General features: G+C 68.5%; 16 protein-coding genes. 14 read left to right on the top strand and 2 right to left on the bottom strand.

Features of this window, described 5'->3' with window-relative positions:
* Positions 1-66 precede the first annotated feature (66 nt).
* The 14 genes from WBA97_RS03035 to WBA97_RS02970 all read left to right on the top strand — a co-directional run bounded on the left by WBA97_RS03035 (position 67) and on the right by WBA97_RS02970 (position 17,906).
* Positions 67-1,062: a LacI family DNA-binding transcriptional regulator gene (locus WBA97_RS03035; RefSeq protein WP_424229128.1), complete on the top strand. Its 996-nt coding sequence runs from the start codon at positions 67-69 to the stop codon at positions 1,060-1,062.
* A 288-nt stretch (positions 1,063-1,350) separates the two neighbouring features.
* Complete coding sequence (gene araB / locus WBA97_RS03030; protein WP_424229103.1) at positions 1,351-3,021, top strand: ribulokinase; 1,671 nt, start codon at positions 1,351-1,353, stop codon at positions 3,019-3,021.
* Entirely contained in the window at positions 3,018-3,671 is a 654-nt protein-coding gene (locus tag WBA97_RS03025; RefSeq protein WP_424229102.1) for an L-ribulose-5-phosphate 4-epimerase, read from the top strand. Before araB ends, WBA97_RS03025 begins: the two co-directional genes overlap by 4 nt.
* Positions 3,672-3,693: 22 nt before the next feature.
* Positions 3,694-5,193, top strand: coding sequence for an L-arabinose isomerase (gene araA / locus WBA97_RS03020; protein WP_424229101.1), 1,500 nt, complete (start codon positions 3,694-3,696; stop codon positions 5,191-5,193).
* A gap of 17 nt (positions 5,194-5,210) precedes the next feature.
* Positions 5,211-6,332 carry a multiple monosaccharide ABC transporter substrate-binding protein gene (gene chvE, locus WBA97_RS03015; protein ID WP_424229100.1) on the top strand — a complete coding sequence of 374 codons (1,122 nt, stop codon included), beginning with the start codon at positions 5,211-5,213 and terminating at the stop codon, positions 6,330-6,332.
* Positions 6,333-6,358: 26 nt separating this feature from the next.
* The gene (gene mmsA, locus WBA97_RS03010; RefSeq protein WP_424229127.1) at positions 6,359-7,912 is read left to right on the top strand and encodes a multiple monosaccharide ABC transporter ATP-binding protein; all 1,554 of its coding nucleotides are present in this window, start codon (positions 6,359-6,361) and stop codon (positions 7,910-7,912) included.
* 2 nt (positions 7,913-7,914) lie between these two features.
* The gene (mmsB, locus tag WBA97_RS03005) at positions 7,915-9,138 is read left to right on the top strand and encodes a multiple monosaccharide ABC transporter permease (RefSeq protein ID WP_424229126.1); all 1,224 of its coding nucleotides are present in this window, start codon (positions 7,915-7,917) and stop codon (positions 9,136-9,138) included.
* A gap of 311 nt (positions 9,139-9,449) precedes the next feature.
* On the top strand, positions 9,450-11,330 hold the full coding sequence (locus WBA97_RS03000; protein ID WP_424229099.1) for a glycoside hydrolase 5 family protein: 1,881 nt from the start codon (positions 9,450-9,452) through the stop codon (positions 11,328-11,330).
* A gap of 16 nt (positions 11,331-11,346) precedes the next feature.
* Positions 11,347-13,071: an ABC transporter substrate-binding protein gene (locus WBA97_RS02995; RefSeq protein WP_424229098.1), complete on the top strand. Its 1,725-nt coding sequence runs from the start codon at positions 11,347-11,349 to the stop codon at positions 13,069-13,071.
* Positions 13,072-13,080: 9 nt separating this feature from the next.
* A complete protein-coding gene (locus WBA97_RS02990; protein WP_424229097.1) occupies positions 13,081-14,073 on the top strand; it encodes an ABC transporter permease in 993 nt (330 codons plus the stop codon).
* Positions 14,070-15,032 carry an ABC transporter permease gene (locus tag WBA97_RS02985; protein ID WP_424229096.1) on the top strand — a complete coding sequence of 321 codons (963 nt, stop codon included), beginning with the start codon at positions 14,070-14,072 and terminating at the stop codon, positions 15,030-15,032. The genes WBA97_RS02990 and WBA97_RS02985 overlap by 4 nt, the downstream gene beginning before the upstream one ends.
* Positions 15,032-15,982: an ABC transporter ATP-binding protein gene (locus WBA97_RS02980; RefSeq protein ID WP_424229095.1), complete on the top strand. Its 951-nt coding sequence runs from the start codon at positions 15,032-15,034 to the stop codon at positions 15,980-15,982. Before WBA97_RS02985 ends, WBA97_RS02980 begins: the two co-directional genes overlap by 1 nt.
* On the top strand, positions 15,982-16,890 hold the full coding sequence (locus WBA97_RS02975; RefSeq protein ID WP_424229094.1) for an ABC transporter ATP-binding protein: 909 nt from the start codon (positions 15,982-15,984) through the stop codon (positions 16,888-16,890). Before WBA97_RS02980 ends, WBA97_RS02975 begins: the two co-directional genes overlap by 1 nt.
* Entirely contained in the window at positions 16,887-17,906 is a 1,020-nt protein-coding gene (locus WBA97_RS02970) for a LacI family DNA-binding transcriptional regulator (RefSeq protein ID WP_424229093.1), read from the top strand. The genes WBA97_RS02975 and WBA97_RS02970 overlap by 4 nt, the downstream gene beginning before the upstream one ends.
* Positions 17,907-17,979: 73 nt before the next feature.
* On the opposite strand, the gene WBA97_RS02965 is transcribed toward WBA97_RS02970, so the two are convergent.
* Positions 17,980-19,284 (bottom strand): cellulase family glycosylhydrolase, encoded by a 1,305-nt coding sequence (locus WBA97_RS02965; RefSeq protein WP_424229092.1) that lies wholly within the window; start codon positions 19,282-19,284, stop codon positions 17,980-17,982.
* A gap of 149 nt (positions 19,285-19,433) precedes the next feature.
* Positions 19,434-22,373, bottom strand: coding sequence for a glycoside hydrolase family 48 protein (locus WBA97_RS02960; RefSeq protein WP_424229091.1), 2,940 nt, complete (start codon positions 22,371-22,373; stop codon positions 19,434-19,436).
* Positions 22,374-22,527 lie beyond the last annotated feature (154 nt).

Below are 22,527 nucleotides of genomic sequence, written 5' to 3'. Positions count from 1 at the left end.
GACAGGGAACGACGTGAGATGAGGTAGCGAGTGGACAATCCGGCGAAGGTGTCACGCGATCCCGCGATGACGGACGTGGCCCGCCTCGCCGGGGTCTCGCACCAGACCGTGTCCAGGGTGCTCAACGGGCACCCGAACGTCCGGGAGCAGACCCGGCTGCGCGTGCGCGCGGCGATCACGCAGCTGGGCTACCGGCCGAACAAGGCGGCACGGGCACTGGTGACCGGGCGGTCGCAGCTGATCGGCGTGATCGCCCAGAACTCGTCGCTGTACGGCCCGGCGTCGCTGCTCGCGGCGTTCGAGCTGGCCGCGGCCGAGGCGGGTTTCTCGGTGAGCCTGCGCCGCGTGAAGGTCCTGGACCGCGATTCGATCGCGTCGGCCGTCGAGCACCACCGCGACTCCAGGGTGGCGGGCATCGTGGCCATCGCCCCAACGGCGTCGGCGAACGAGGCCCTCGCGGACGTGCCTGCCGGGGTGCCACTGGTGACCATCGACGGCGACCCCGCACGGATGACGCCGCTGGTCACGGTCGACCAGACCGCGGGCGCCTACGCCGCGACCCGGCACCTCCTGGACGCCGGGCACTCGACGGTGTGGCACGTGTCGGGCCCGCCGGACTGGTTCGACAGCGCGGGACGCGTGCGCGGCTGGACACAGGCACTGGAGTCGGCGGGCGTGGAGGTACCGCCGCTGGTGGCGGCCGACTGGAGTGCCGCCGCCGGGTACCGGGCCGGGCAGATGCTGGCCCGCATGCCCGAGGTGACGGCCGTGTTCGCGGCCAACGACCACCTCGCCCTCGGCCTGTTGCGCGCCATGCACGAACGCGGCAGGAGCATCCCCCACGACGTCAGCGTGGTCGGCTTCGACGACGTCCCGGAGGCGGCGTACTTCATCCCGCCCCTGACCACCGTCCGCCCCGACTTCGACGCCGTGGCAAGGGAAACGCTGGATCTGCTGCTCGCACAGGTTGGGGAGGGCGAGATGGGAGACGTCCAGCGCACCATCGCGCCGACACTCGTGTCCCGGAACAGCGTGGGCCCACCCCCCACCCGCCCGTCTTGAAAGACGGGTATGTCTAGCTGCCAAGGTGAACCACCGCATGCGTGTTGGGTTCATCTTGGGGCCAGTCACTGGGCGTCACCACGGTGTCGTCGCGGCCGGTGACGGGCGTCGCGTAGGGCGGCCGCTGACCTGCGGGTGCGCCGGGACCGGCCCGGTCCTGGTGCACCGCAACCCGCGCACGGTTGTCCACGGCCAGGTGGGGGGTGAGGTGTGCACGCTCACCAAGTTGCTGTTAGAAGCCGCTCCAGTCTCTTGACGTGCTGAATGTTAACGATAACAATCCACCACATGACTGGCGACCGCGGTGATGCGCTTGTGGTGGGTGTCGACTTCGGCACGTTGTCCGGGCGTGCGGTTGTCGTGCGGGTCAGGGACGGTGCCGAGCTGGGTACGGCCGTCCACGAGTTCCGGCACGGGGTCCTCGACCGGACCATGCCGGACGGCAGGGAACTCCCGCCGGACTGGGCTCTCCAGGTGCCGAGGGACTACCTCGACGTGCTGCGGACCGCGGTGCCGGCGGCGATCAGGGACGCGGGCGCAGACCCGGCGGACGTGATCGGGATCGGCACCGACTTCACCGCGTGCACGATGATCCCGACCACCAGGGACGGCACGCCGCTGTGCGAGCTGCCCGAGTTCGCGGACAACCCGCACGCCTACGTCAAGCTGTGGAAGCACCACGCGGCACAACCACAGGCCGACCGGATCAACGAGGTCGCCGCCGCGCGGGAGGAGAAGTGGCTGCCGCGGTACGGCGGGCTCATCTCCTCGGAGTGGGAGTTCGCCAAGGGCCTGCAGCTCCTCGAGGAAGCCCCCGACGTCTACGCCGCCATGGACCACTGGGTCGAGGCCGCCGACTGGATCGTCTGGCAGCTCACCGGCACCTACGTCCGCAACGCCTGCACCGCCGGGTACAAGGGCATCCACCAGGACGGCGCCTACCCCTCGCAGGACTACCTGCGTGAGCTGAACCCCGGCTTCGCGAACTTCGTGCGGGACAAGCTCGACCATCCCATCGGCGGTCTCGGCGACAGGGCGGGCACCCTGTCCAAGCTCGCCGCCTACTGGACCGGCCTGCCCGTTGGCATCGCGGTCGCGGTCGGGAACGTCGACGCGCACGTCACGGCGCCCGCCGCGCGGGCCGTGGAGCCGGGGCGGCTCGTCGCGATCATGGGCACCTCCACCTGCCACGTCATGAACGGTGCCGAACTGCGTGAGGTGCCCGGCATGTGCGGCGTGGTCGACGGGGGCATCGTCCCCGGACTGTGGGGGTACGAGGCGGGGCAGAGCGGGGTCGGCGACATCTTCGGGTGGTTCGTGGACAACCAGGTGCCGCCCGCCTACCACGAAGCCGCCGCCGCGCAGGGGGTCTCGCTGCACGAGCACCTCACCGCCATGGCGGCGCGGCAGAAACCGGGGGAACACGGCCTCATCGCGCTCGACTGGCACAGCGGCAACCGGTCCGTGCTCGTCGACCACGAGCTGTCCGGGGTCGTCCTCGGACAGACCCTCGCCACCCGCCCGGAGGACATCTACCGCGCGCTCATGGAGGCCACCGCGTTCGGCACGCGGATGATCGTCGAGGCGTTCGCCGAGTCCGGGGTGCCGGTCACCGAGCTGGTCGTCGCGGGCGGGCTCGTGCGGAACGCGCTGCTCATGCAGATCTACGCCGACGTCACCAACCTGCCGCTGTCGACCATCGGCTCCGCGCAGGGCCCCGCGCTCGGGTCGGCCATGCACGCCGCCGTCGCCGCGGCGGCATACGAGGACATCCGTGCGGCCGCCGCCTCGATGGCGTCGGCGGACGGCGAGGTGTACCGGCCCATCCCGGAGAACGCGGCGGTGTACGAGCAGCTGTTCATGGAGTACGCCGACCTGCACGACCACTTCGGCCGGGGCGGCAACGACGTCATGCACCGGCTGCGGGCGTTGCGCCGGGCGGCGGTGGCCGCGCGATGACCGCGATCGCCGCGCTGCGCGAGGAAGTCGCGGACCTGCACCGTGAGCTGGTTCGCTACGGGCTCGTCATCTGGACCGCGGGGAACGTGTCCGCGCGCGTGCCGGGCGAGGACCTGATGGTGATCAAGCCGTCCGGGGTCTCCTACGACGATCTCGGCCCGGACGCGATGGTCGTCACCGACCTGCACGGCAACCTCGTCGATGGCGACCTCGCGCCGTCCTCGGACACCGCAGCGCACGCCTACGTGTACCGGCACCGGCCCGACGTGGGCGGTGTCGTGCACACGCACTCGTCGTACGCCACCGCGTGGGCCGCGCGGGGCGAGCCGATCCCGTGCGTGCTCACGATGATCGCCGACGAGTTCGGCGGGGACATCCCGGTCGGGCCGTTCGCGTTGATCGGCGACGACTCGATCGGCCGAGGGATCGTGGACACGTTGCGGGACAGCCGTTCCCCCGCGGTCCTGATGAAGGGCCACGGCCCGTTCACCATCGGGGCCGACGCGCGTGCCGCCGTGAAGGCCGCCGTGATGCTCGAGGACGTCGCCCGAACCGTCCACTTCGCACACCAGCTCGGCAAGCCGGACTCGATCGACCAGCAGCACGTGGACCGGCTCTACGCCCGGTACCAGAACGTCTACGGGCAATAACACGGGCATAAGGAGTCACCACATGTCGTCTGCCGCCAAGCCGCAGGTCTGGTTCCTCACCGGCAGCCAGCACCTCTACGGCGCGGAGACCCTCGACCAGGTCGCGGGCCAGTCGCAGCAGATCCAGCGGATGCTCACCGACTCGGGTGCCATCGGCGCCGAGATCGTGTGGCAACCGGTGCTCACCGACTCGGTCGCGATCCGTGACCTCCTCCTGGCGGCCAACACCGACCCCGCCTGTGTCGGCGTGATCGCGTGGATGCACACGTTCTCGCCGGCCAAGATGTGGATCACCGGACTGGACGTGCTGCGGAAACCGTTGCTGCACCTGCACACCCAGCTCAACGAGGCGCTGCCGTGGGCGTCCATCGACATGGACTTCATGAACCTCAACCAGGCCGCGCACGGCGACCGCGAGTTCGGCTACATCCAGACCCGCATCGGCGTGGCCCGCAAGACCGTCGCCGGTCACGCGAGCGACCCCGTGCTGGTCGGGCGCATCGACGACTGGGCCCGCGCCGCCACCGGCATCGCGCACCTGAGATCGTTGCGGCTGGCCAGGTTCGGCGACAACATGCGCGACGTCGCCGTGACCGAGGGTGACAAGGTGGAGGCCGAGCTGCGGTTCGGCGTTTCGGTCAACACCTACGGCGTCAACGACCTCGTGGCGGTCGTCGACGCGGTCGCCGACGACGAGGTGGACCTGCTCGTCGCCGACTACGCCGACGCCTACCACCTGGCGCAGGAGCTGGCAAGAGGGGGAGAACGGCACGAGTCGCTGCGGTACGCCGCACGCATCGAGGCCGGGCTGCGGCGGTTCCTCACCGACGGCGGGTTCGGCGCGTTCACCACGAACTTCCAGGACCTCGGCGGGCTTCGGCAGCTGCCCGGTCTCGCCGTGCAGCGGCTGATGGCGGACGGCTACGGCTTCGGCGGCGAGGGCGACTGGAAGACCTCCGCGCTGCTCGCCGCGGTCAAGGCCATGGGCGAGGGCGGCACGTCGTTCATGGAGGACTACACCTACCACTTCGGCCCCGGCACCCCGAAGATCCTCGGCGCGCACATGCTGGAGGTGTGCCCGTCGATCGCCGGGGACACACCGTCGTGCGAGATCCACCCGCTGTCCATCGGTGACCGCGAGGACCCGGTGCGGCTGGTGTTCGACGCCGCCCCCGGCCCGGCCGTCGTGGTCGGCCTCGCGGACGTCGGCGACCGGTTCCGCCTGGTGGCCAACGAGATCGACGTCGTGCCGCCCGACGAGCCGCTGCCGAACCTGCCCGTCGCGCGGGCCGTGTGGCAGCCCGCGCCGTCGCTGCAGACCTCCGCGGAGTGCTGGCTCACCGCGGGCGGCCCGCACCACACCGTGCTGACCAGCGCGGTCGGTTCCGCCGTGCTGCGTGACTTCGCGCGGATGGCCGAGACCGAGCTGGTCCTCATCGACGACGACACCACGACCGACGCGTTCGCCGACCGGCTGCGCTGGAACCAGGCCTACCACCGCCTCGCGCACGGCCTGCGCTAGACACGATAGGAGAAACAATGAGGTTTCGACGGCTCGCGGTAGGCCTGGCGCTGGCGCCGGTACTGGCCATGACCATCACGGCGTGCGGCTCGTCCGAGAAGACCGCCGACCAGCAACCCCAGTCCGCCGAGGGCGCGCTCGTCGGCGTGACCATGCCGACCCGGTCGTCGGAACGCTGGATCCACGACGGTGACAACATCAAGAAGGCGCTGGAGGACAAGGGGTACAAGGTCGACCTCCAGTACGCGGAGAACGACATCCCCACGCAGGCCAACCAGATCGAGAACCAGATCACCAAGGGCGCGCGGGTGCTGATCATCGCGTCCATCGACGGCACCGCGCTCACCTCGCAGCTGCAGCTGGCTGCCGACAGCCAGATCCCGGTGATCTCCTACGACCGCCTGATCCGCAACAGCCCGAACGTCGACTACTACGCGTCGTTCGACAACTTCAAGGTCGGCGTGCAGCAGGCGACCTCGCTGCTGACCGGGCTGAAGGTGCTGGGCGCGGACGGCAGCCCCGGCACCGCCAAGGGCCCGTTGAACATCGAGCTGTTCGCGGGCTCGCCGGACGACAACAACGCCACGTTCTTCTTCGACGGCGCCATGTCGGTGCTGCGGGAGCACATCGACAAGGGCACGCTCGTGGTGAAGAGCGGCCAGACCGACTTCAAGACGATCGCGATCCTGCGCTGGGACCCGGCGACCGCGCAGCGGCGCATGGAGGACCTGATCACCTCCACCTACGGCAGCGCACGGGTCGACGGCGTGCTCTCGCCCTATGACGGCCTGTCGATCGGCATCCTGTCGGCGCTCAAGAGCGGTGGCTACGGCACCCCTGGCCAGCCGTATCCGGTCGTGACCGGGCAGGACGCCGAGGTCGCCTCGGTGAAGTCCATCATCGCCGGCGAGCAGTACTCGACCATCCACAAGGACACCCGCGAGCTGGCGAAGGTGGCCGTCGCGATGGCCGACGCGGTGGCCAAGGGCGACAAGCCGGAGGTCAACAACACCGAGGACTACGAGAACGGCGAGAAGGTCGTGCCCGCCTACCTGCTCGACCCGGTGATCGTCGACAAGACGAACTACGAGAAGGAACTGATCGGCACCGGGTACTACACAGAAGACCAGCTGAGGTAGTCCCCGTGTCGGATGACATCCTGCTGATGAGCGGCATCACCAAGTCGTTCCCGGGGGTGACCGCGCTGCGGGACGTCGCGTTCTCGGTGCGACGCGGGGAGATCCACGCGATCTGCGGCGAGAACGGCGCGGGCAAGTCCACGCTGATGAAGATCCTCTCCGGGGTGCACCCGCACGGGTCGTACTCCGGGGAGGTGGTCTTCGACGGCGAGGCGTGCCGGTTCGCGGGCATCCGCGACAGCGAGGCCCGCGGCGTCGTGATCATCCACCAGGAGCTGGCGCTGGTCGGCCAGCTGTCGATCGCGGAGAACCTGTTCCTCGGCAACGAGATCGCGCACCGAGGGCTCATCGACTGGAACCGCACGAACCACGAGGCGGAAAGGCACCTGCGCCGCGTCGGCCTGCACGAGAACCCGACCACCGCCGCCGGTGAGCTGGGGGTCGGCAAGCAGCAGCTCGTCGAGATCGCGAAGGCACTGTCCAAGGAGGTCCGGCTGCTGATCCTCGACGAGCCGACCGCCGCGCTGAACGACGACGACTCGGCGCACCTGCTCGACCTGTTGCGCGGCCTGCGCGACGACGGCATCACGTGCGTGGTGATCTCCCACAAACTCGGCGAGGTCACCGAGATCGCCGACACCATCACGATCCTGCGCGACGGCCGGACCATCGAGACGCTCGACGCGACCGACGTGACGGAGGAGCGGATCATCGCGGGCATGGTCGGACGGGACCTGGAGCACCGGTTCCCGCCCCGCCATCGGACGACCCCTCGCGGTCGCCCCGAGTCTGATGGTTCGCTCCGCGAACAAGAGATCGGCGACGAGGTGCTGCGGATCGAGGACTGGACCGTCCACAGTGCCACCAACCCGGACCGCGTGGTGGTCGACCATGCCACGCTGTCGTTGCGGCGCGGGGAGATCGTCGGCCTCGCGGGGCTGATGGGCGCGGGCCGCACCGAGCTGGCGATGTCGGTGTTCGGCCGGTCCTACGGCGTGGACATCTCGGGCCGGGTGTACAAGGACGGGCGCGAGATCGACGTGCGGACCGTGCGGTCGGCGATCAGGAACGGGCTCGCGTACGTGAGCGAGGACCGCAAGCGGTACGGACTGAACCTGGTGACGGACGTGAAGCGCAACGTCTCCTCGGCCGGGCTCGGGCTGCTGTCCACCCGTGGCTGGGTCGACGAGCACGAGGAGTTCCGGGTCGCGGAACGGTTCCGCGGCGCGTTGCGGATCAAGACGCCGGACGTGATGGCACCCGCGCGGACGCTGTCCGGCGGCAACCAGCAGAAGGTCGTGCTGGCGAAGTGGATGTTCACCGAGCCGGACGTGCTGATCCTCGACGAGCCGACCCGCGGCGTCGACGTCGGCGCGAAGTACGAGATCTACACGATCGTGAACTCGTTGGCGGACCAGGGGAAGGCGGTGCTGGTGATCTCGTCGGAGCTGCCGGAGCTGCTCGGGCTGTGCGACCGGATCTACACGCTGTCCGCAGGCCGGATCACCGGTGAGGTGCCGCGCGAGGAAGCGACACAGGAGCTGTTGATGGAGTACATGACGCAGGAGGAGCGGACGTGACGGTGGATGTCAAGGTGCCGTCGGCGCTCGCGCCGACGGACGGGCCGCGGCGGCGGTTCCGGCTGAACCTGCGGCAGAGCGGGATCTACGTCGCGTTCGCGTTGATCGTGCTGCTGTTCACCGTGCTGACCGACGGCGCGCTGCTGGCGCCGGGCAACATCTCGAACATCGTCGTACAGAACTCGTACGTCCTGATCCTCGCGATCGGCATGATCCTCGTGATCATCAGCGGGCACATCGATCTGTCCGTCGGCTCGGTGGTCGCGGTGACGGGCGCCATCTGCGCGGTGCTGACCGTCCAGTGGGGACTGCCGTGGTGGCTCGCGGTGCTCGCCACGCTCGGTGCTGGCGCGCTGATCGGTGCCGCGCAGGGTTACTGGATCGCGTACTTCGGCATCCCGGCGTTCATCGTGACGCTCGGCGGCATGCTGGTGTTCCGCGCGCTCACCCTCACCGTCCTCGGCAACCAGGGCATCGGCCCGTTCCCGGAGGAGATCCGCACGCTGGCCAACGGTTTCACCGGCGGCTACCTCGGCAACGTCGGGCTCGGCCCGCTTGGTGGCGCGGACATCGTGTCACTGCTGATGGGCGTCCTGGTCGTGGCCGGTTTCGCGTTCGTGCAGTGGCGGACCCGGCGCGCACGGCTCGGCTACGGCCAGACCGTCGACCCGCTGCCGCTGTTCGCGGTCAAGATCCTCGTCGCCGCGGTCGTCGTGCTGTTCGTGGTGGTGCAGCTGGCCAGGTTCCGCAACCTGCCGTGGGTGCTGGTGCTGCTCGCGGTGCTGGTGCTCGCCTACTCGCTGATGGCGAGCCGCTCGGTGTTCGGGCGCCACATCTACGCGGTGGGCGGCAACCTGGCGGCGGCGACGCTGTCCGGCGTGCGGGTCAAGCCGGTGACGTTCTGGGTGTTCGTGAACATGGGCGTGCTGGCCGCGCTCGCGGGCGTGATCTTCGCGGGCAGGCTGAACCAGGCGGGCCCGACCGCGGGCAACGCCTTCGAACTGGACGCGATCGCGGCCGCGTTCATCGGCGGCGCCGCCGTGCAGGGTGGCGTCGGCAAGGTCATCGGCGCCATCACCGGCGGCCTGATCATGGGTGTGATCAACAACGGCATGTCGCTGATCGGCGCGCCTTCTGAACGCGTGATGCTGGTGAAGGGACTGGTCCTGCTCGCGGCCGTCGCCTACGACGTGTGGACCAAACGGCGCGCGGGAACTGTTGGCTAGGGGGACCACCGGACCGGTGGTGCGGGCATTCGTCGGGTTTGCCCGCGCCGCCTGCCCGGGCAGGTTCCCGTACCCGGCGGGCGGTGGTGGCTCCGCCCGCCACGGCGAGGTGGCGGCCGCCCGATCTCGGTGGTCGCCACCTCGCCCGCGGTTGCCCTTCCCGTTTCTGTCACCGGGAGCTGATTCGGGAGCGCGAGCTGAACCGGTTCATTTCAGGTCTAGCGGTGGGCGTTGGATCTGCCGTACTCTTCGGCCTCGTACCCCAACTGAACGCGGCTCGAAACTTACGCGGTTCAGTAGGCGAGGAGGCGATGATGCTTCTGTTCGACGGGCGGCCGTGGCTGGGGGCCAACTTCTGGTCACGGTCGGGTGGGCCGCTGATGTGGCGGAACTACGATCCGGACCTGGTCACCCAGGAACTGCGGGTCCTGCGCGAGCACGGCATGAACCTCACCCGGTCGTTCTTCTACTGGCCCGACTTCCACCCCGAACCCGGCCGGATCGACGACGAGCTGGTCGCCAGGTACGCCGACTTCCTCGACCGGCACACGGCGGAGGGCATGGCGACCATTCCGACGTTCATCGTCGGGCACATGTCCGGGGAGAACTGGGACCCGGCGTGGCGGCAGGGTCGTGACCTGTACGGCGACGTGTGGATGGTCGGCCGCCAGGCGTGGTTCGTCGAGCGGATGACCGCGCGGTTCCACGCCCACCCGGCGGTGGCGGGCTGGCTGATCTCCAACGAGATGCCCATCTACGGGGAGCCAGCCGACCGGGAGACCGTCACGGCCTGGGCGCAGCTCATGGTGCAGGCCGTGCGGGCGGGCGGTGGCACACAGCCCGTCTCCATCGGTGACGGGGCATGGGGGATCGAGGTCACCGGGCGGGACAACGGGTTCTCCGTGCGGGACCTGGCCGCCATGACCGACTTCGTTGGCCCGCACGTGTACCGCATGGAGAACGACGTGGTGCGCCAGCACCTGACCGCCGCGTTCATCTGTGAGCTGTCCCGGTTCGACGGCAAGCCCGTGGTGCTCGAGGAGTTCGGCGTCACCGACAGCTTCGTCTCACGCGCGCACGCCGCCGAGTACTACCGCCAGATCCTGCACAACTCGCTTCTCGCGGGCGCCACCGGCTGGATCGCCTGGAACAACACCGACTTCGACGACCTGTTCACACAGGACCCCTACCGGCACCATCCGTTCGAGATGCGGTTCGGCCTCACCGACGTGACCGGCGCACCCAAGCCGCAGCTCGAGGAGGTGCGGGACTTCGCGGACGTGCTGGCCGAGGTGGACTTTCCGAACTGCACGCGCCCGGAACCAGAGGTCGCGCTCGTCGTGCCGTCCTACCTTGAGCACCGGTACCCGTTCACGGAACCGGAGGACAACGCGCACCTGTTCGACGTGCTGCGGCAGTCCTACGTTGCCGCACGCGAGGCCGACCTGTCCATTACGGCGGCCAGGGAACTGGACGGGCTCCCGGACGACGCGAAGCTCTACCTCGTGCCGTCCGCCAAGCAGCTCACCGCGCCGACCTGGCGGCGGCTCGCCGAGAGCGGCGCCGTCGTCTACGTCTCCTACAGTGCTGGCGGCCACAGCACCCAGCGTGGCCTGTGGCACGCCGACGTGAACGGCATGTTCGGGGTCGAGCACCAGCTCCGGTACGGGATGGTCGACCCGGTCGTCGACGACGAGGTGGCCGCCACGTTCGTGACGGACTTCGGCACCCTGGGCGCGGGCACCACCCTCACGTTCCGCGCGGGTGGCAACGAGCACGAGCGCGTGTTCCTGCCCGTGCGCGCCACCGACGGTGAGGTCGTCGCCGTCGACCAGCACGGAAACCCTTTCCTGGTCAGAAAGGGCCGGCACGTGCTGTGCACCTATCCGCTCGAGGCGATGGCCGCGGCACTGCCGGGCGTCAACCCCGAGCCAACCCACCGGATCTACGACGCGCTGGCCGTCATCGCGGGCGTTTCGCGGCCGGTGACCATCGCGGACCCGCTCGTGCACGCGGCCGAGCTGCGTCACCGGGACGGTCGCAGGTTCGTCTGGCTGGTCAGCCAGGCGGACGGGGAACTGGAGGTCAAGCCGGCCGGGGGAAAGCTGGCCGACCTCGCGTCGGGGGAGCCCGTCAATGAAGTGACGTTGCGCCCGTACGGCGTGCGGGTGCTGGTACTCGAGGATTCCTGAACGAGGAGAAGGCGCCATGCGAAACCGGTTGAGGTTGCTGGCCATACTCGCGACGGCGGGATTAGTCGCCGCCGCCTGCACCGGGGTGGACGGCGGTGACTCGGGCGGCGCGCCCGGGTCGTATCCACGCGACAAGACCCTGTTCACCAGCGGCACGCAGTGGGGACCACCCGCCAACTGGAACCCCGTCATGAACTGGGCGTACGCGACCGGCACGGTCGGGTACGTCTACGAGACCCTGTTCCTCTACGACCCGCTCACCGACGAGTTCGAGCCATGGCTCGCCGAGAAGGGCGACTGGACCAGTGACAACACCTACGAGGTGACGTTGCGGGACGGTCTGGAGTGGACGGACGGCAAGCCGATCACCGCGCAGGACGTGGTGTTCACCATCGAGCTCGGCAAGATGGCGACGGTGCCCTACCATCCCATGTACGAGCTGATCTCCTCCGTCGAGGCCGTGGACGACCGGACCACGAGGGTGACGTTCAAGGAACCCCGCTACCAGCAGTGGGCGAACTGGATCTACTTCAACCCGATCGTGCCGGAACACCTGTGGGGCAACAAGTCCGAGAAGGACGTCACCTCCGGCGCGAACGAGAAGCCGGTCGGCTCAGGGCCGTACCTGTACGAGACGCACGACCAGGACCGCATGGTCTGGAAGAAGAACGACAAGTGGTGGGGCCGCGGCAAGCTCGACCTCGACGTCAAACCCACCTACGTCGTCGACATCGTCAACTCCAGCAACGAGGCCGCGCTCGGTCAGCTGCTGCAGGGTGACATCGACCTGTCCAACAACTTCCTGCCCGGCATCGCATCGCTGGTCAAGGGCGGCTACCAGCTGCAGACCTACTACAAGGACGCGCCGTACATGCTGTCCGCCAACACGACCTGGCTGGTGCCGAACACCACGAAGGCACCGTTGAACGACGCGGCGTTCCGCCGTGCGCTGGCGAACGCCATCGACATCGACAAGATCGTGAACTCGGTGTACGGGCAGATCGTGAAGAAGGCCAGCCCGACCGGGTTGCTGCCGATCTGGGACAGGTACATCGACCAGGCGGTCGTGAGCGAGGTCGGCCCGACGTTCAGCACCTCGGACGCCAAGCAGATCCTCAGCCAGGCCGGGTACCGCGACACCGACGGTGACGGGCTCGTCGAGAACAAGGACGGCTCGCCGCTCACGTTGAAGCTCGCCACCCCGTCCGGCTGGACCGACTGGAACGAGGCGGCGCGGGTGATCGTCGACAGCGCCAAGGCAGCGGGCATCCAGCTCACGTCCGAGACACCGGCCGACACGGTCGTGCAGGACATGCGCGAGTCCGGCGAGTTCGACATCATCCTCGACAACCAGCGGCAGATGGACAACACGCCGTTCCGGTACTACGAGTACGTCTTCGGGCTGCCGGTCCTCGAGTCGCAGACCACGGTCAACTACGGCCGGTACGAGAACCAGCAGGCGTGGGACCTCACCAACCAGCTCGACGCGACCAAGATCGACGACCAGGCCGGGATGAAGGCGATCACCTCGCGGCTGCAGCGGCTTCAGCTGACCGAGATGCCGGTGATCCCGTTGTGGTACAACGGCCTCTGGTCGCAGTACAGCAACGCGGTATGGACCAACTGGCCGTCGGCCGATGGTGACGGACCCAAGTACCTCCCGTCCGTGTGGCGAGGTTACCTGCAGCGCGGCGCGATCAAGATGCTGGCTGAGCTGAAGCCAGCACCGGAAGAGAAGTAGCCGCCGGGGATGGGACGGTACTTCGGCAGGAAGCTCGCGATCTACGCCATGACCTTCGTGGTCGCGGTGACGATCAACTGGCTCATCCCGCGTTTCATGCCGGGCGACCCGGTGCGCGCCATGGTGGCGCGTGCCGGGTTGCAGGACCCGGCCGGGATCGCGGCGATGCGCGAGTACTACACGAGCCTGTTCGGCTTCGATCTACCCGTGTGGCAGCAGTACCTCAACTTCTGGGGTGAGATGCTCCGCGGCAACTTCGGGGTGAGCCTGTGGGCCTACCCCAAGTCCGTCGGCTCGATCATCCTCGAGGCCGTGCCGTACACGCTCGGGCTGCTGTTGCCCGCCATCCTGCTGAGCTGGTGGGCGGGCAACAAGTTCGGCGCGTACGCGGCGCGCAAGAAGGTACTGGACAACACGGTCCTGCCGATCTGGTACGTGCTGACCGCGACGCCGTACATGTGGCTCGCGATCCTGCTCGCGTGGGCGTTCGGGAAGGTGGCGGGCCTCTTCCCGGTCGGCCGCAGCTTCAGCGCGTCACTGGAACCGTCCTTCTCGTGGCTGTTCATCTCCGACCTGATCAGCCACTGGTTCCTGCCGTTCCTGTCACTGTTCCTGGTGATGTTCGGCGGCTGGGCCATCGGCATGCGCAACATGGTCATCTACGAGCTGGAGGCGGACTACGCGCACTACCTCGGCGCGCTCGGCGCGCCGCAACGGCTGGTGCGCCGGTACGCCTTCCGCAACGCGGTGCTGCCGCAGGTCACCGGCCTCGCGCTCCAGCTAGGGGTGATCGTGGGCGGCGCGGTCGTCACCGAGATCGTCTTCGACTACCGCGGGCTTGGCTACCTGGTGCTGGAGTCGATCAAGGCAAACGACCTGTTCCTGCTGCAGGGCATCTTCCTGTTCATCGTGATCGGAACCCTGGTGGCGAACTTTCTCATCGACGTCGTCTACGTGCTGGTGGATCCGCGCACGCGAGTCGGCATGGGGAGCAGCTCATGACGCATCCGGACCGCGGTCCCGGCGCCGGGGTCACCGACGTGACCGTGGCGCCGGTGGCCGCATCGGCCGAGGACGTGGCCACCGTGCCCGGGGTGGCGACGGTGCGCGGCACGGCCGTGCGACGGGAGGCGCTGCACTTCGCGGTGCGCAACGGCAAGCTCGTCGGCGGGTTCGCCGTCGTGCTGGTGTTCCTCGTCGCCGCGCTGGCCGGGCCGCTCTTCGAGACCGACGACCCGCTCGCGTACGTCGGTCCGCAGGCCGCGGCGCCGTCGGGGGAGTACTGGTTCGGCACGACCACCTTCGGGCAGGACGTGTTCGCCCAGTTCCTGCACGGGTTGCGGTCCACGTTCTTCGTCGGGGTGGTCGCGGCGCTCATCGCGGGCGTGCTCGGCATGGTCGTCGGGTTCACGTCCGGCTACCGGGGCGGGCTCGTCGACGAGATCCTCAACATGATCACCAACATCGTGCTCGTGCTGCCGGTGCTCGCGGTGCTGATGATCATCGCGGCCTACCTCGAGGTGCGCAACGTCCAGAGCCAGGCGGTCATCATCGGCCTGTTCTCCTGGCCGTGGGTGGCGCGTGCGGTGCGGTCGCAGACGCTCACCCTGCGGGCGAGGGAGTTCGTCGACCTCGCGAAGCTGTCGGGCGCGCCAGTGCGCAGGATCATCTTCCGCGAGATCGCGCCCAACATGGCGTCCTACCTGTTCATGGTGTTCATCCTGCTGTTCGGCGGCGCGGTGCTGTTCGCCGCGACGCTGGACTTCATCGGCCTCGGCCCGACCGACGGGACCTCGCTCGGCCTGATGCTCAACCAGGCCAAGCAGTGGAGCGCGATGAACCTCGGCCTGTGGTGGTGGTTCATCCCGCCCGGCCTCGGCATCACGACGATCGTCGGTGCGCTGTACATCATGAACGTTGGCCTCGACGAGGTCTTCAACCCGAAGCTCCGGGAGACGTGATGGCACTCCGGGTCGAGGACCTCCAGGTCTACTACCGCACGCTGCGCGGCGACGTGCACGCGATCGACGGGGTCACGTTCTCGGTGGCAGACGGGGAGATCATGGGCCTCGTCGGCGAGTCCGGGTCCGGCAAGACCACGCTGGGCAAGAGCCTCATCCACATGGACAACCGGATGCGGCACGTCGGCGGCACGGTCACCCTCGACGACGTCGAGCTGCCGATCGGCGACACCGGGGCGATGAACAGGTTCCGGTTCTCCGACATCTCGATCGTGCCGCAGTACGCGATGAGCGCGATGAACCCGACGCGGAAGATCGGGAGGATGATCCGCGAGCTGGTCGAGTCGCGGAAGATCAGGTTCTCCTCGGTGCGGGACGAGCTGGACCGGCGCCTCGACCTCGTCGGGCTCGATCGTGCCGTGCTCGACCGGTACCCGATCGAGCTGTCCGGCGGGATGAAGCAGCGCATGGTGATGGTGATCTCCACGCTGCTGAACCCGTCGCTGTTGATCGCCGACGAGGTGACCTCGGCGCTCGACGTGTCCACGCAGCGCGCGGTGGCGCTGGCGCTGGCCGGGTTCCGGGACCACGACCTGGTGCGCAGCATGGTCGTGATCACCCACGATGTGTCGCTGGTGTACCAGATCGCCGACACGATCACCGTCATGTACGCGGGCAGGCTGGCCGAGTCGGCGCCGACGGACATGCTGGTCACCGCGCCGCGTCACCCGTACACGCAGCTGCTGATCTCGGCGCTGCCGGAGGTGGGCGTGCGGTACGCGGGCAAGCGCCTGACGGGCATCGCGGGCAGCCCGCCCGCCCTGCTCGACCCGCCCGCGGGCTGCCGGTTCCGGGACCGCTGCCCGCTCGCGTTCGACCGGTGCGCCGAGCAGCCGCCGTTCGTCGAGATCGCGGAGAACCACCGCGTGGCCTGCTGGAAGGCGGTGTGATGCTCAGGTTGACGGGTGTTTCCAAGACCTACCGGACCGGCGCGTTCGGCCGCGGCACGACGGCCGCGGTCCGCGACGTGAGCTTCGAGCTGCGGCCGGGCGAGGTGACGTCGCTGATCGGTGAGAGCGGCAGCGGCAAGTCGACGATCGGCAGGATGATCCTGCGGCTCACGCGGCCGACGGACGGCACGATCACGTTCGAGGACAGGGATGTCGCCGGCCTCCGGGGTGCTGGGCTCAAGGAGTACTACCGGCACGCGCAGGGTGTGTTCCAGGACCCGTTCAGCACCTACAACCCGATCTTCCGCGCGGACCGGGTGTTCGCGATGATCCGCCAGTCGTACTTCCCCCGGGTGCGGGACAAGGAGTGGCGGGAGCGGGTGGCGGAGGTGATCGCGTCGGTCAACCTCAACCCGGACCTGGTGCTCGGCAAGTATCCGCACCAGCTCTCCGGCGGGCAGCTTCAGCGGCTGCTGGTGGCCCGCGCGCTGTTGCTGGACATCAGGCTGCTGGTGGCGGACGAGATCATCAGCATGCTGGACGCGTCAACGCGGATCGACGTGCTGAACCTGCTGGCGGACCTCAAGGAACGCGGGCTCGCGGTCCTGTTCATCACCCACGACCTGTCCCTGGGCAACTACCTGTCCGACCAGACGGTGATCCTGCGCCGCGGCGCGGTCGTCGAGCGGGGCGACACCGAGAAGGTGTTCGGCGACCCGCGCCACCCGTACACGCGGACCCTGCTGGCGTCCGTGCCGCGCCTCGGCACGCGGTGGGAAGACCTGCCGGTGCCGGAGTCCGGCGGACACGAGTGCGATGCGCCCCCGGAAGAGGTCGAGGACGGCCACTTCGTGGCATGCTTCGACACGAACCGTGTCCATCATGGACGGAAGAGCGAATCAGTGTGACTAGACGAGTGACGATCGCCGATGTCGCCAAGAAGGCGGGACTGTCGAAGGGCGCGGTGTCCTACGCCCTCAACGGCCAGCCGGGCGTGTCGGAGACGACGAGACAGCGGGTGCTGCGGCTCGCGCTGGAGATGGGCTGGCACCCCAACAGTGCGGCCAAGGCGCTGTCCGGCGCGCGGGCCGGCGCGTTCGGCCTGGTGCTGGCGCGGCCGGCGAGCACGCTCGGGATCGAGCCTTTCTTCATGAAGCTGATCTCCGGCATGGAGAGCGCCATGGCCTCGTCGCAGACCGCCCTGTTGTTGCAGGTCGTACCCGACCACGAGGCGGAGATCGCGACCTACCGGCGGTGGTGGGCCGAGCGGCGGGTCGACGGGGTGTTCCTGATCGACCTCTGCCGCGACGACGTGCGGGTGCCGGTACTGGAGGAGTTGCGGCTGCCCGCGATGGTCGTCGGCGGGCCGGGACACCACGGGGCGTTGCCCGGGGTGTGGATCGACGACACCAGTGCCATGGTGATGGTGATGGAGTACCTGGCCGCGTTGCGGCATCGGCGGATCGCCCGTATCGGTGGGGTACCGGGGATGCTGCACACGGAACTGCGCACCGAGGCGTTCGACACCGTCGCTTCCCGGCTCGGGCTCGAGTGGTCGTTGACGATCAGTACCGACTACAGCCCCGAACAGGGGGCGCAGGCCACGCGGCGGTTGCTGAGTTCCTCCGCTCCGCCGACCGCGATCGTCTACGACAACGACGTGATGGCGGTTGCCGGGGTTTCGGTCGCGCACGAGATGGGGGTGCAGGTACCGCGCGACGTGTCGATCATGGCTTGGGATGACTCGGTGTTGTGTGAGATCACGCATCCCGCGTTGACCGCCGTCAGTCGCGACAGCACCGCGTACGGGGCGCAGGTGGCGGCGAAGCTTCTTGGTTTGTTGAACGGCGAGGTTGTCACCGAGGTGGAGGAGACGCCGCCTCGGCTGGTGGTCCGGGGGAGCACCGCTCGGCCCGTGGCTTGAGCCCCGGTTCCCAATGAATGAAGGTGTCCCTTTGGGTCGCGGAGCGGCCCAAAGGGACACCTTCAGTGTTTGCTCAGGCTGTTGTGCAGGTTGTCGTGTTCAGTGCGAAGGTTGCCGGTGACGTGTTGGCTCCTGACCAGGAGCCGGTGAAGCCGATGGTCACCGAGCCGCCCGCCGGGATTCGTGCGTTGTACGACGCGTTCGCCGCTGCGACCTCCGCTCCCGTCTGGGTTGGGATGGCGTGCCACATGTTCGTGACGCGCTGTCCGGACGGGAACGTCCACCGCACCTGCCAGCCGTCGATCGCGGTGGTTTGGTTGTTCGTCACCGTGATCTCGGCCTGGAAGCCGTCCTGCCACTGGCCTGTCACGCGGTAACCCGCGGTGCAGGCGCCCGGCTCGGGGTCCGGGTCCGGGTCGGTGCCGCCGCCGTAGACCGTTGCCTGGCGGGAGGTTGCCTTGATTCCGTTGGTGCCGTTGAAGAGGCGCTGGCCCCACGAGGTCAGCTGGGCCGGGTCGAAGTTCGTCACCATGTCCAGGTATTCGACGCCGCCACCGTTGCCGCTCCAGCTCCAGCCAAGGTAGCCGATTCCCTGGGACTGCGACGTGGCCAGGATGGTGTCCTCGTCGGGGTCGCCGTCCGAGTGGTTGTGGCCGAACTCGCCGACCACGATCGGCAGGCCTGCCGAGCGGAACCTGCCCAGGTAGTCGTTGATCTCGGCCGCGGTGTCGAAGACGCCGTACATGTGGATCGAGAACACCGTGTTGCGGTCGGGGTCGGCCTGGAAGACCGAGGCCGCGTTGTCGCGCATCGTGAACGTCCAGTCCTGGCCCCAGTTCGGGGCGTCCACCATGATCGTGTGGGTGAAGCCGCCCGCGCGCAGGCGCTGGATCGCCGTCGAGGTGTCCGACGCCCAGGTTTGGTAGCCCTGGTTGCCGTACGGTTCGTTCCCGATGTTGACGATCACGTACTTCTCTTGCCCGGCAAGGGCGCTCTTCACCGACAGCCAGTAGTCGACCGCCTGGGCGAGGGTCGCCGCGCCGGACTGTTCGCCGTAGCCGGTGGTGTCGTGGACTTCCAGTACACAGATCAGCTTGTTCTGCTTGCACAGCGAGACCACGTTGGCCACATCCGCCGTGTCGTTCTTCGTCCAGCGCTGGCCCGATGCCAGCACCACCCGGACGGTGTTCGCGCCCAGTGCCTTGATGTTCGCGAACGAGCTCGTCTGTTGTTGGTACCAGGTGTGCGCGTGGTTCACGCCGCGCATCACAAACTCACTGCCGTTCGACTCGTAGAGCTTGCCGCCCGACACGTAGAAGCCTGCTGGTGCCGCGGACGCGGTCACCGGTATGCACAACGCGGCTATCAAGACTGCCACGAGTGCCAGTGCTTTCCTCATCTCCATCCTCCCGCTTTCAATGTGGGCGGCCCGGCCCCGCCAGCGGCGGCTGGCGGGACCGGGCCTGCGATGCGCTCACGACGGTGTGCACGCACCGCGTGTCATGGGCTCAGCGCGATGTCAGCCACTTAGCCGAACAGCTGCACGTGCAGCGAGAACGCGGTCGCGATCTCCGCCTGTGCCCAGAACCGGTGGTAGGTGAACGTCGGCGCGGACCCACCGTTGAGATAGGCCTCGACCTTCGGCCACTGTGGGTCGTCCTCGTAGAACGACCGGATGGACAGGAAGTCGGCACCAGCGGCGATGGGGTCGCCGTTGGGCATCTCGCCCGTCCAGCCCGGCGGCACGTACACACCCTCACCGGAGGACGAGTTGTACTCGTCGTCGAACCGGTTGTAGTCCGTACGTGTCTCCGGGACCGCGATACCGATCGAGTCGGTGTGCGCGAGCATCGCGTCGAGGAGGCCCTCGCCGGTCGTCCGCGCCGCCGCGTTCCCGGAGCGGGCCGCGTAGTTGAGCAGGATCTTCGCGTACGACGCCGCCACGCCGACGTCCTGGCTGTGGTTCAGCACCCGGACCCGCAGGTTCGAGTTGCTGCCGGGAGCCGACGCGTTCCACGTGTCCGGCTGCCCTGTCCACTCCATGTCGGACGGGATCTGGAAGCTCCCGCCGGTGCCGACGGTCGTGTTCGCGATGGCCCACGGCACCCACTTGTCGAGGATCTTCTTGGCCCGCGCGTCACCGGTCAGCTGGTACAGCGCGGCGACCCGCTCCAGACCCCACGTCTGGAAGCCGAACCACCGGTTGGACGGCGGGTCGTGCCACACCGGCTGGTAGTCGTAGTACATGCCGTAGAACGTCGAAGCACCGGACGGGGGAGTGGCGTACTGGCCCTCCCAGCTGTTCGTCGCGCCACCGGCGATGCCGCCGTCGGCGGACTGCAGCCACTGCAGGAACTCCAGCTGCCGGTCCAGGCTCTTCGACCAGTCCGCCGAACCGGTCGCCGAGATCGGCTTCATCGCCGCGTCGTTGGCGAGTGCGTACGCGGCGAGCGGGTTCTGGTAGCCCTGGTGTGCCGCACCGTCACCGATGCGCCACGCCCAGCCCGCGGATGTGTCGGTCGCGCCACCCCACGCGTAGTACCACGACATGAGGTAGTGCGAACTGTCCTTGCCGCTGCCTGCCGGGCAGGAGCTGGGGCCGACGCAGTTGCCGACCTTCTTGAAGTACTTGTCGAACATGGCGTACCGCAGGTAGTCGCCCATCTTCGACGCCTTCTTCACGACATCGGCCACCTGCGAGCCCTTGCCCTGAGCGGTCGCCCACTGGTTGGCGAGGTACGCCACCTGGACGGCACGCGCGTCGGCGTCGGGCGCGTTGGTGTACTTCCACTGCTTGGCGTAGCTGGCGTCCTTGGTGAACAGGTCCAGGTAGCCGTTCGGCCCACCGTGCGCGAACGTGTCGCAGGACGGCTGCGGGATGGTCTCCCACACCGACTCGCTCGAGCCGCGCTGGTAGGTGTTGATGTACGCGGGCGCGGTGGTGCCATCGCCACACCGGCCGAAGCCGTACGTGTTGTCCACGTCCAGCAGCCAGTGCATGCCGTAGATGTCCGACGTGCCGTACGCGTTCTTCAGCTCACCCGCGATCGGGTCGGACCCGACCGGGACGTTGCCGTCCAGCACCGCGGGGTACTGGTCCATTCTCGGGTGCTCCGGCGCGTAGGTCGCCGGGTCGGCGGCGTTGTACTTGTCGTTGGTCGGCTGGTCGGCGTGCGACGGGATGATGTACTTCTCCATCGACGCCCACGCCGCGTTGAACGGCGCCCAGTCACCCTCGAGCTGCCCGTACGCGGCCTCCAGCCACAGGTAGTAGCTGAACGCCTCCGATGTGGTCTGGTGACCGTGGTCCGGCGCTTCCACCAGCAGTGTCTCCACCGAGTGGTAAGGCACCAGGACCCCGCCGAAGTTGCGGAAGTAGCCGCTGGACGGGTCCTTGATCTTGTTGTACTGCTCGAGGAACGCCGCCCGGTAGTCCGAAGCGGCCGCGTCGATCTCCGCCACGTCGAGCGTGGCCGAGGTGAGCCCGGAGCCGGTGATCGAGAACGTGGCGGAGGCGAGTCCGCCGCCGTTCGCCGCCGACGCGATCGTCACGTTCTTCGCGGTGTTCCAGCTGCTCTGGTCGAACGTCAGCGTCGTTGGCGTGGCGGTCAGGTCGGTGCTGCCCGCCGTGCGTGCCACGGTGAGCGTCACAGAACCGGTCGGCTGGGTCGCGAGCTTCACGCCCACGGTCGCCGAGTCGCCCTGCCGGACACGGACCGTCGACGGGGTCGCGACCACCGCGGCGGCGGAGAGCACCCGCACGGCGACCGGACTGGACACCGAGGCCGCGCCGAGGTTGTCGACCGCCCGTGCGGTCACCGAGTACTCGCCCGCCGTCGCGCCGGTCCACGTGTACTGGAACGGTGCGGTGGTGTCGGCGCCGAGCCGGGTGGTGCCCGCGTAGAACTCCACCGACGCCACAGAACCGTCGCTATCGGCGGCGGTCGCCTCCAGCTCGATCGGCGAGGAGACGGTGAACGCCGAGTTGTTGGCCGGTTTGACGAGCTGCACCGTTGGTGCCCGGTTCGGCCCGACGCAGGCGACACCGTTGACCTTGAAGTCGGCTGGCGCCCGGTTGGCGCTGCCGGACCTGTTGGCGTTGAAGCCGAACGAGGCGGACGCGCCGGGGTTGATGGACCGCTGCCACTCCGCGCCCCGCACGCTCACCGCGCCACCGGACTGCGTGTAGGCACCGTTCCACAGGTTGGTGATCTGCTGCCCGTCGAGATAGGTCCAGGTCAGGTTCCAGTCGGGAATGGCGGCGGCGCCCTCGTTGCGGATCGATACAGAAGCGCCGAAACCGGTGGTCCAGTCGCTCGTGACCGAATAGGCCACGGTGCAGGACACGTCCGCGACGGCGGCCACCGGTTCGACACCGCTGGTGACCGCTGCCGTGAGTGCCACGGCTGCGGCCAACGCCGTGACGGGGCGCGCTCTGCTCGGGCGCACCGATAGTCGTGATCTCACAGGGTCCTCCTCGTGCGAGCGGTTGAACAGCGAACAGGTGGAACCGGCTCGGGGTCGCGCGGGCACACATCGGCCCCGAGCCGGGGCTTGGGCCTCGTCAAGGGACGAAGCTGGGGGGCGGGTCGCCGGTTGGCACCTGCCGGCGACCCGCCCG

Origin of the sequence: Actinophytocola sp. (assembly GCF_049647105.1) — a bacterium.
Classification (GTDB): domain Bacteria; phylum Actinomycetota; class Actinomycetes; order Mycobacteriales; family Pseudonocardiaceae; genus Actinophytocola.
Note: the sequence above shows the minus strand (reverse complement) of the source record. Positions and strands in the feature narration are given on the sequence as shown.

Coding starts and splice junctions, on each gene's coding strand:
- WBA97_RS03035 (WP_424229128.1), top strand. CDS start 67: ATGACGGACGTGGCCCGCCTCGCCGGGGTCTCGCACCAGACCGTGTCC.
- araB (WP_424229103.1), top strand. CDS start 1,351: ATGACTGGCGACCGCGGTGATGCGCTTGTGGTGGGTGTCGACTTCGGC.
- WBA97_RS03025 (WP_424229102.1), top strand. CDS start 3,018: ATGACCGCGATCGCCGCGCTGCGCGAGGAAGTCGCGGACCTGCACCGT.
- araA (WP_424229101.1), top strand. CDS start 3,694: ATGTCGTCTGCCGCCAAGCCGCAGGTCTGGTTCCTCACCGGCAGCCAG.
- chvE (WP_424229100.1), top strand. CDS start 5,211: ATGAGGTTTCGACGGCTCGCGGTAGGCCTGGCGCTGGCGCCGGTACTG.
- mmsA (WP_424229127.1), top strand. CDS start 6,359: ATGAGCGGCATCACCAAGTCGTTCCCGGGGGTGACCGCGCTGCGGGAC.
- WBA97_RS03000 (WP_424229099.1), top strand. CDS start 9,450: ATGATGCTTCTGTTCGACGGGCGGCCGTGGCTGGGGGCCAACTTCTGG.
- WBA97_RS02995 (WP_424229098.1), top strand. CDS start 11,347: ATGCGAAACCGGTTGAGGTTGCTGGCCATACTCGCGACGGCGGGATTA.
- WBA97_RS02990 (WP_424229097.1), top strand. CDS start 13,081: ATGGGACGGTACTTCGGCAGGAAGCTCGCGATCTACGCCATGACCTTC.
- WBA97_RS02985 (WP_424229096.1), top strand. CDS start 14,070: ATGACGCATCCGGACCGCGGTCCCGGCGCCGGGGTCACCGACGTGACC.
- WBA97_RS02980 (WP_424229095.1), top strand. CDS start 15,032: ATGGCACTCCGGGTCGAGGACCTCCAGGTCTACTACCGCACGCTGCGC.
- WBA97_RS02975 (WP_424229094.1), top strand. CDS start 15,982: ATGCTCAGGTTGACGGGTGTTTCCAAGACCTACCGGACCGGCGCGTTC.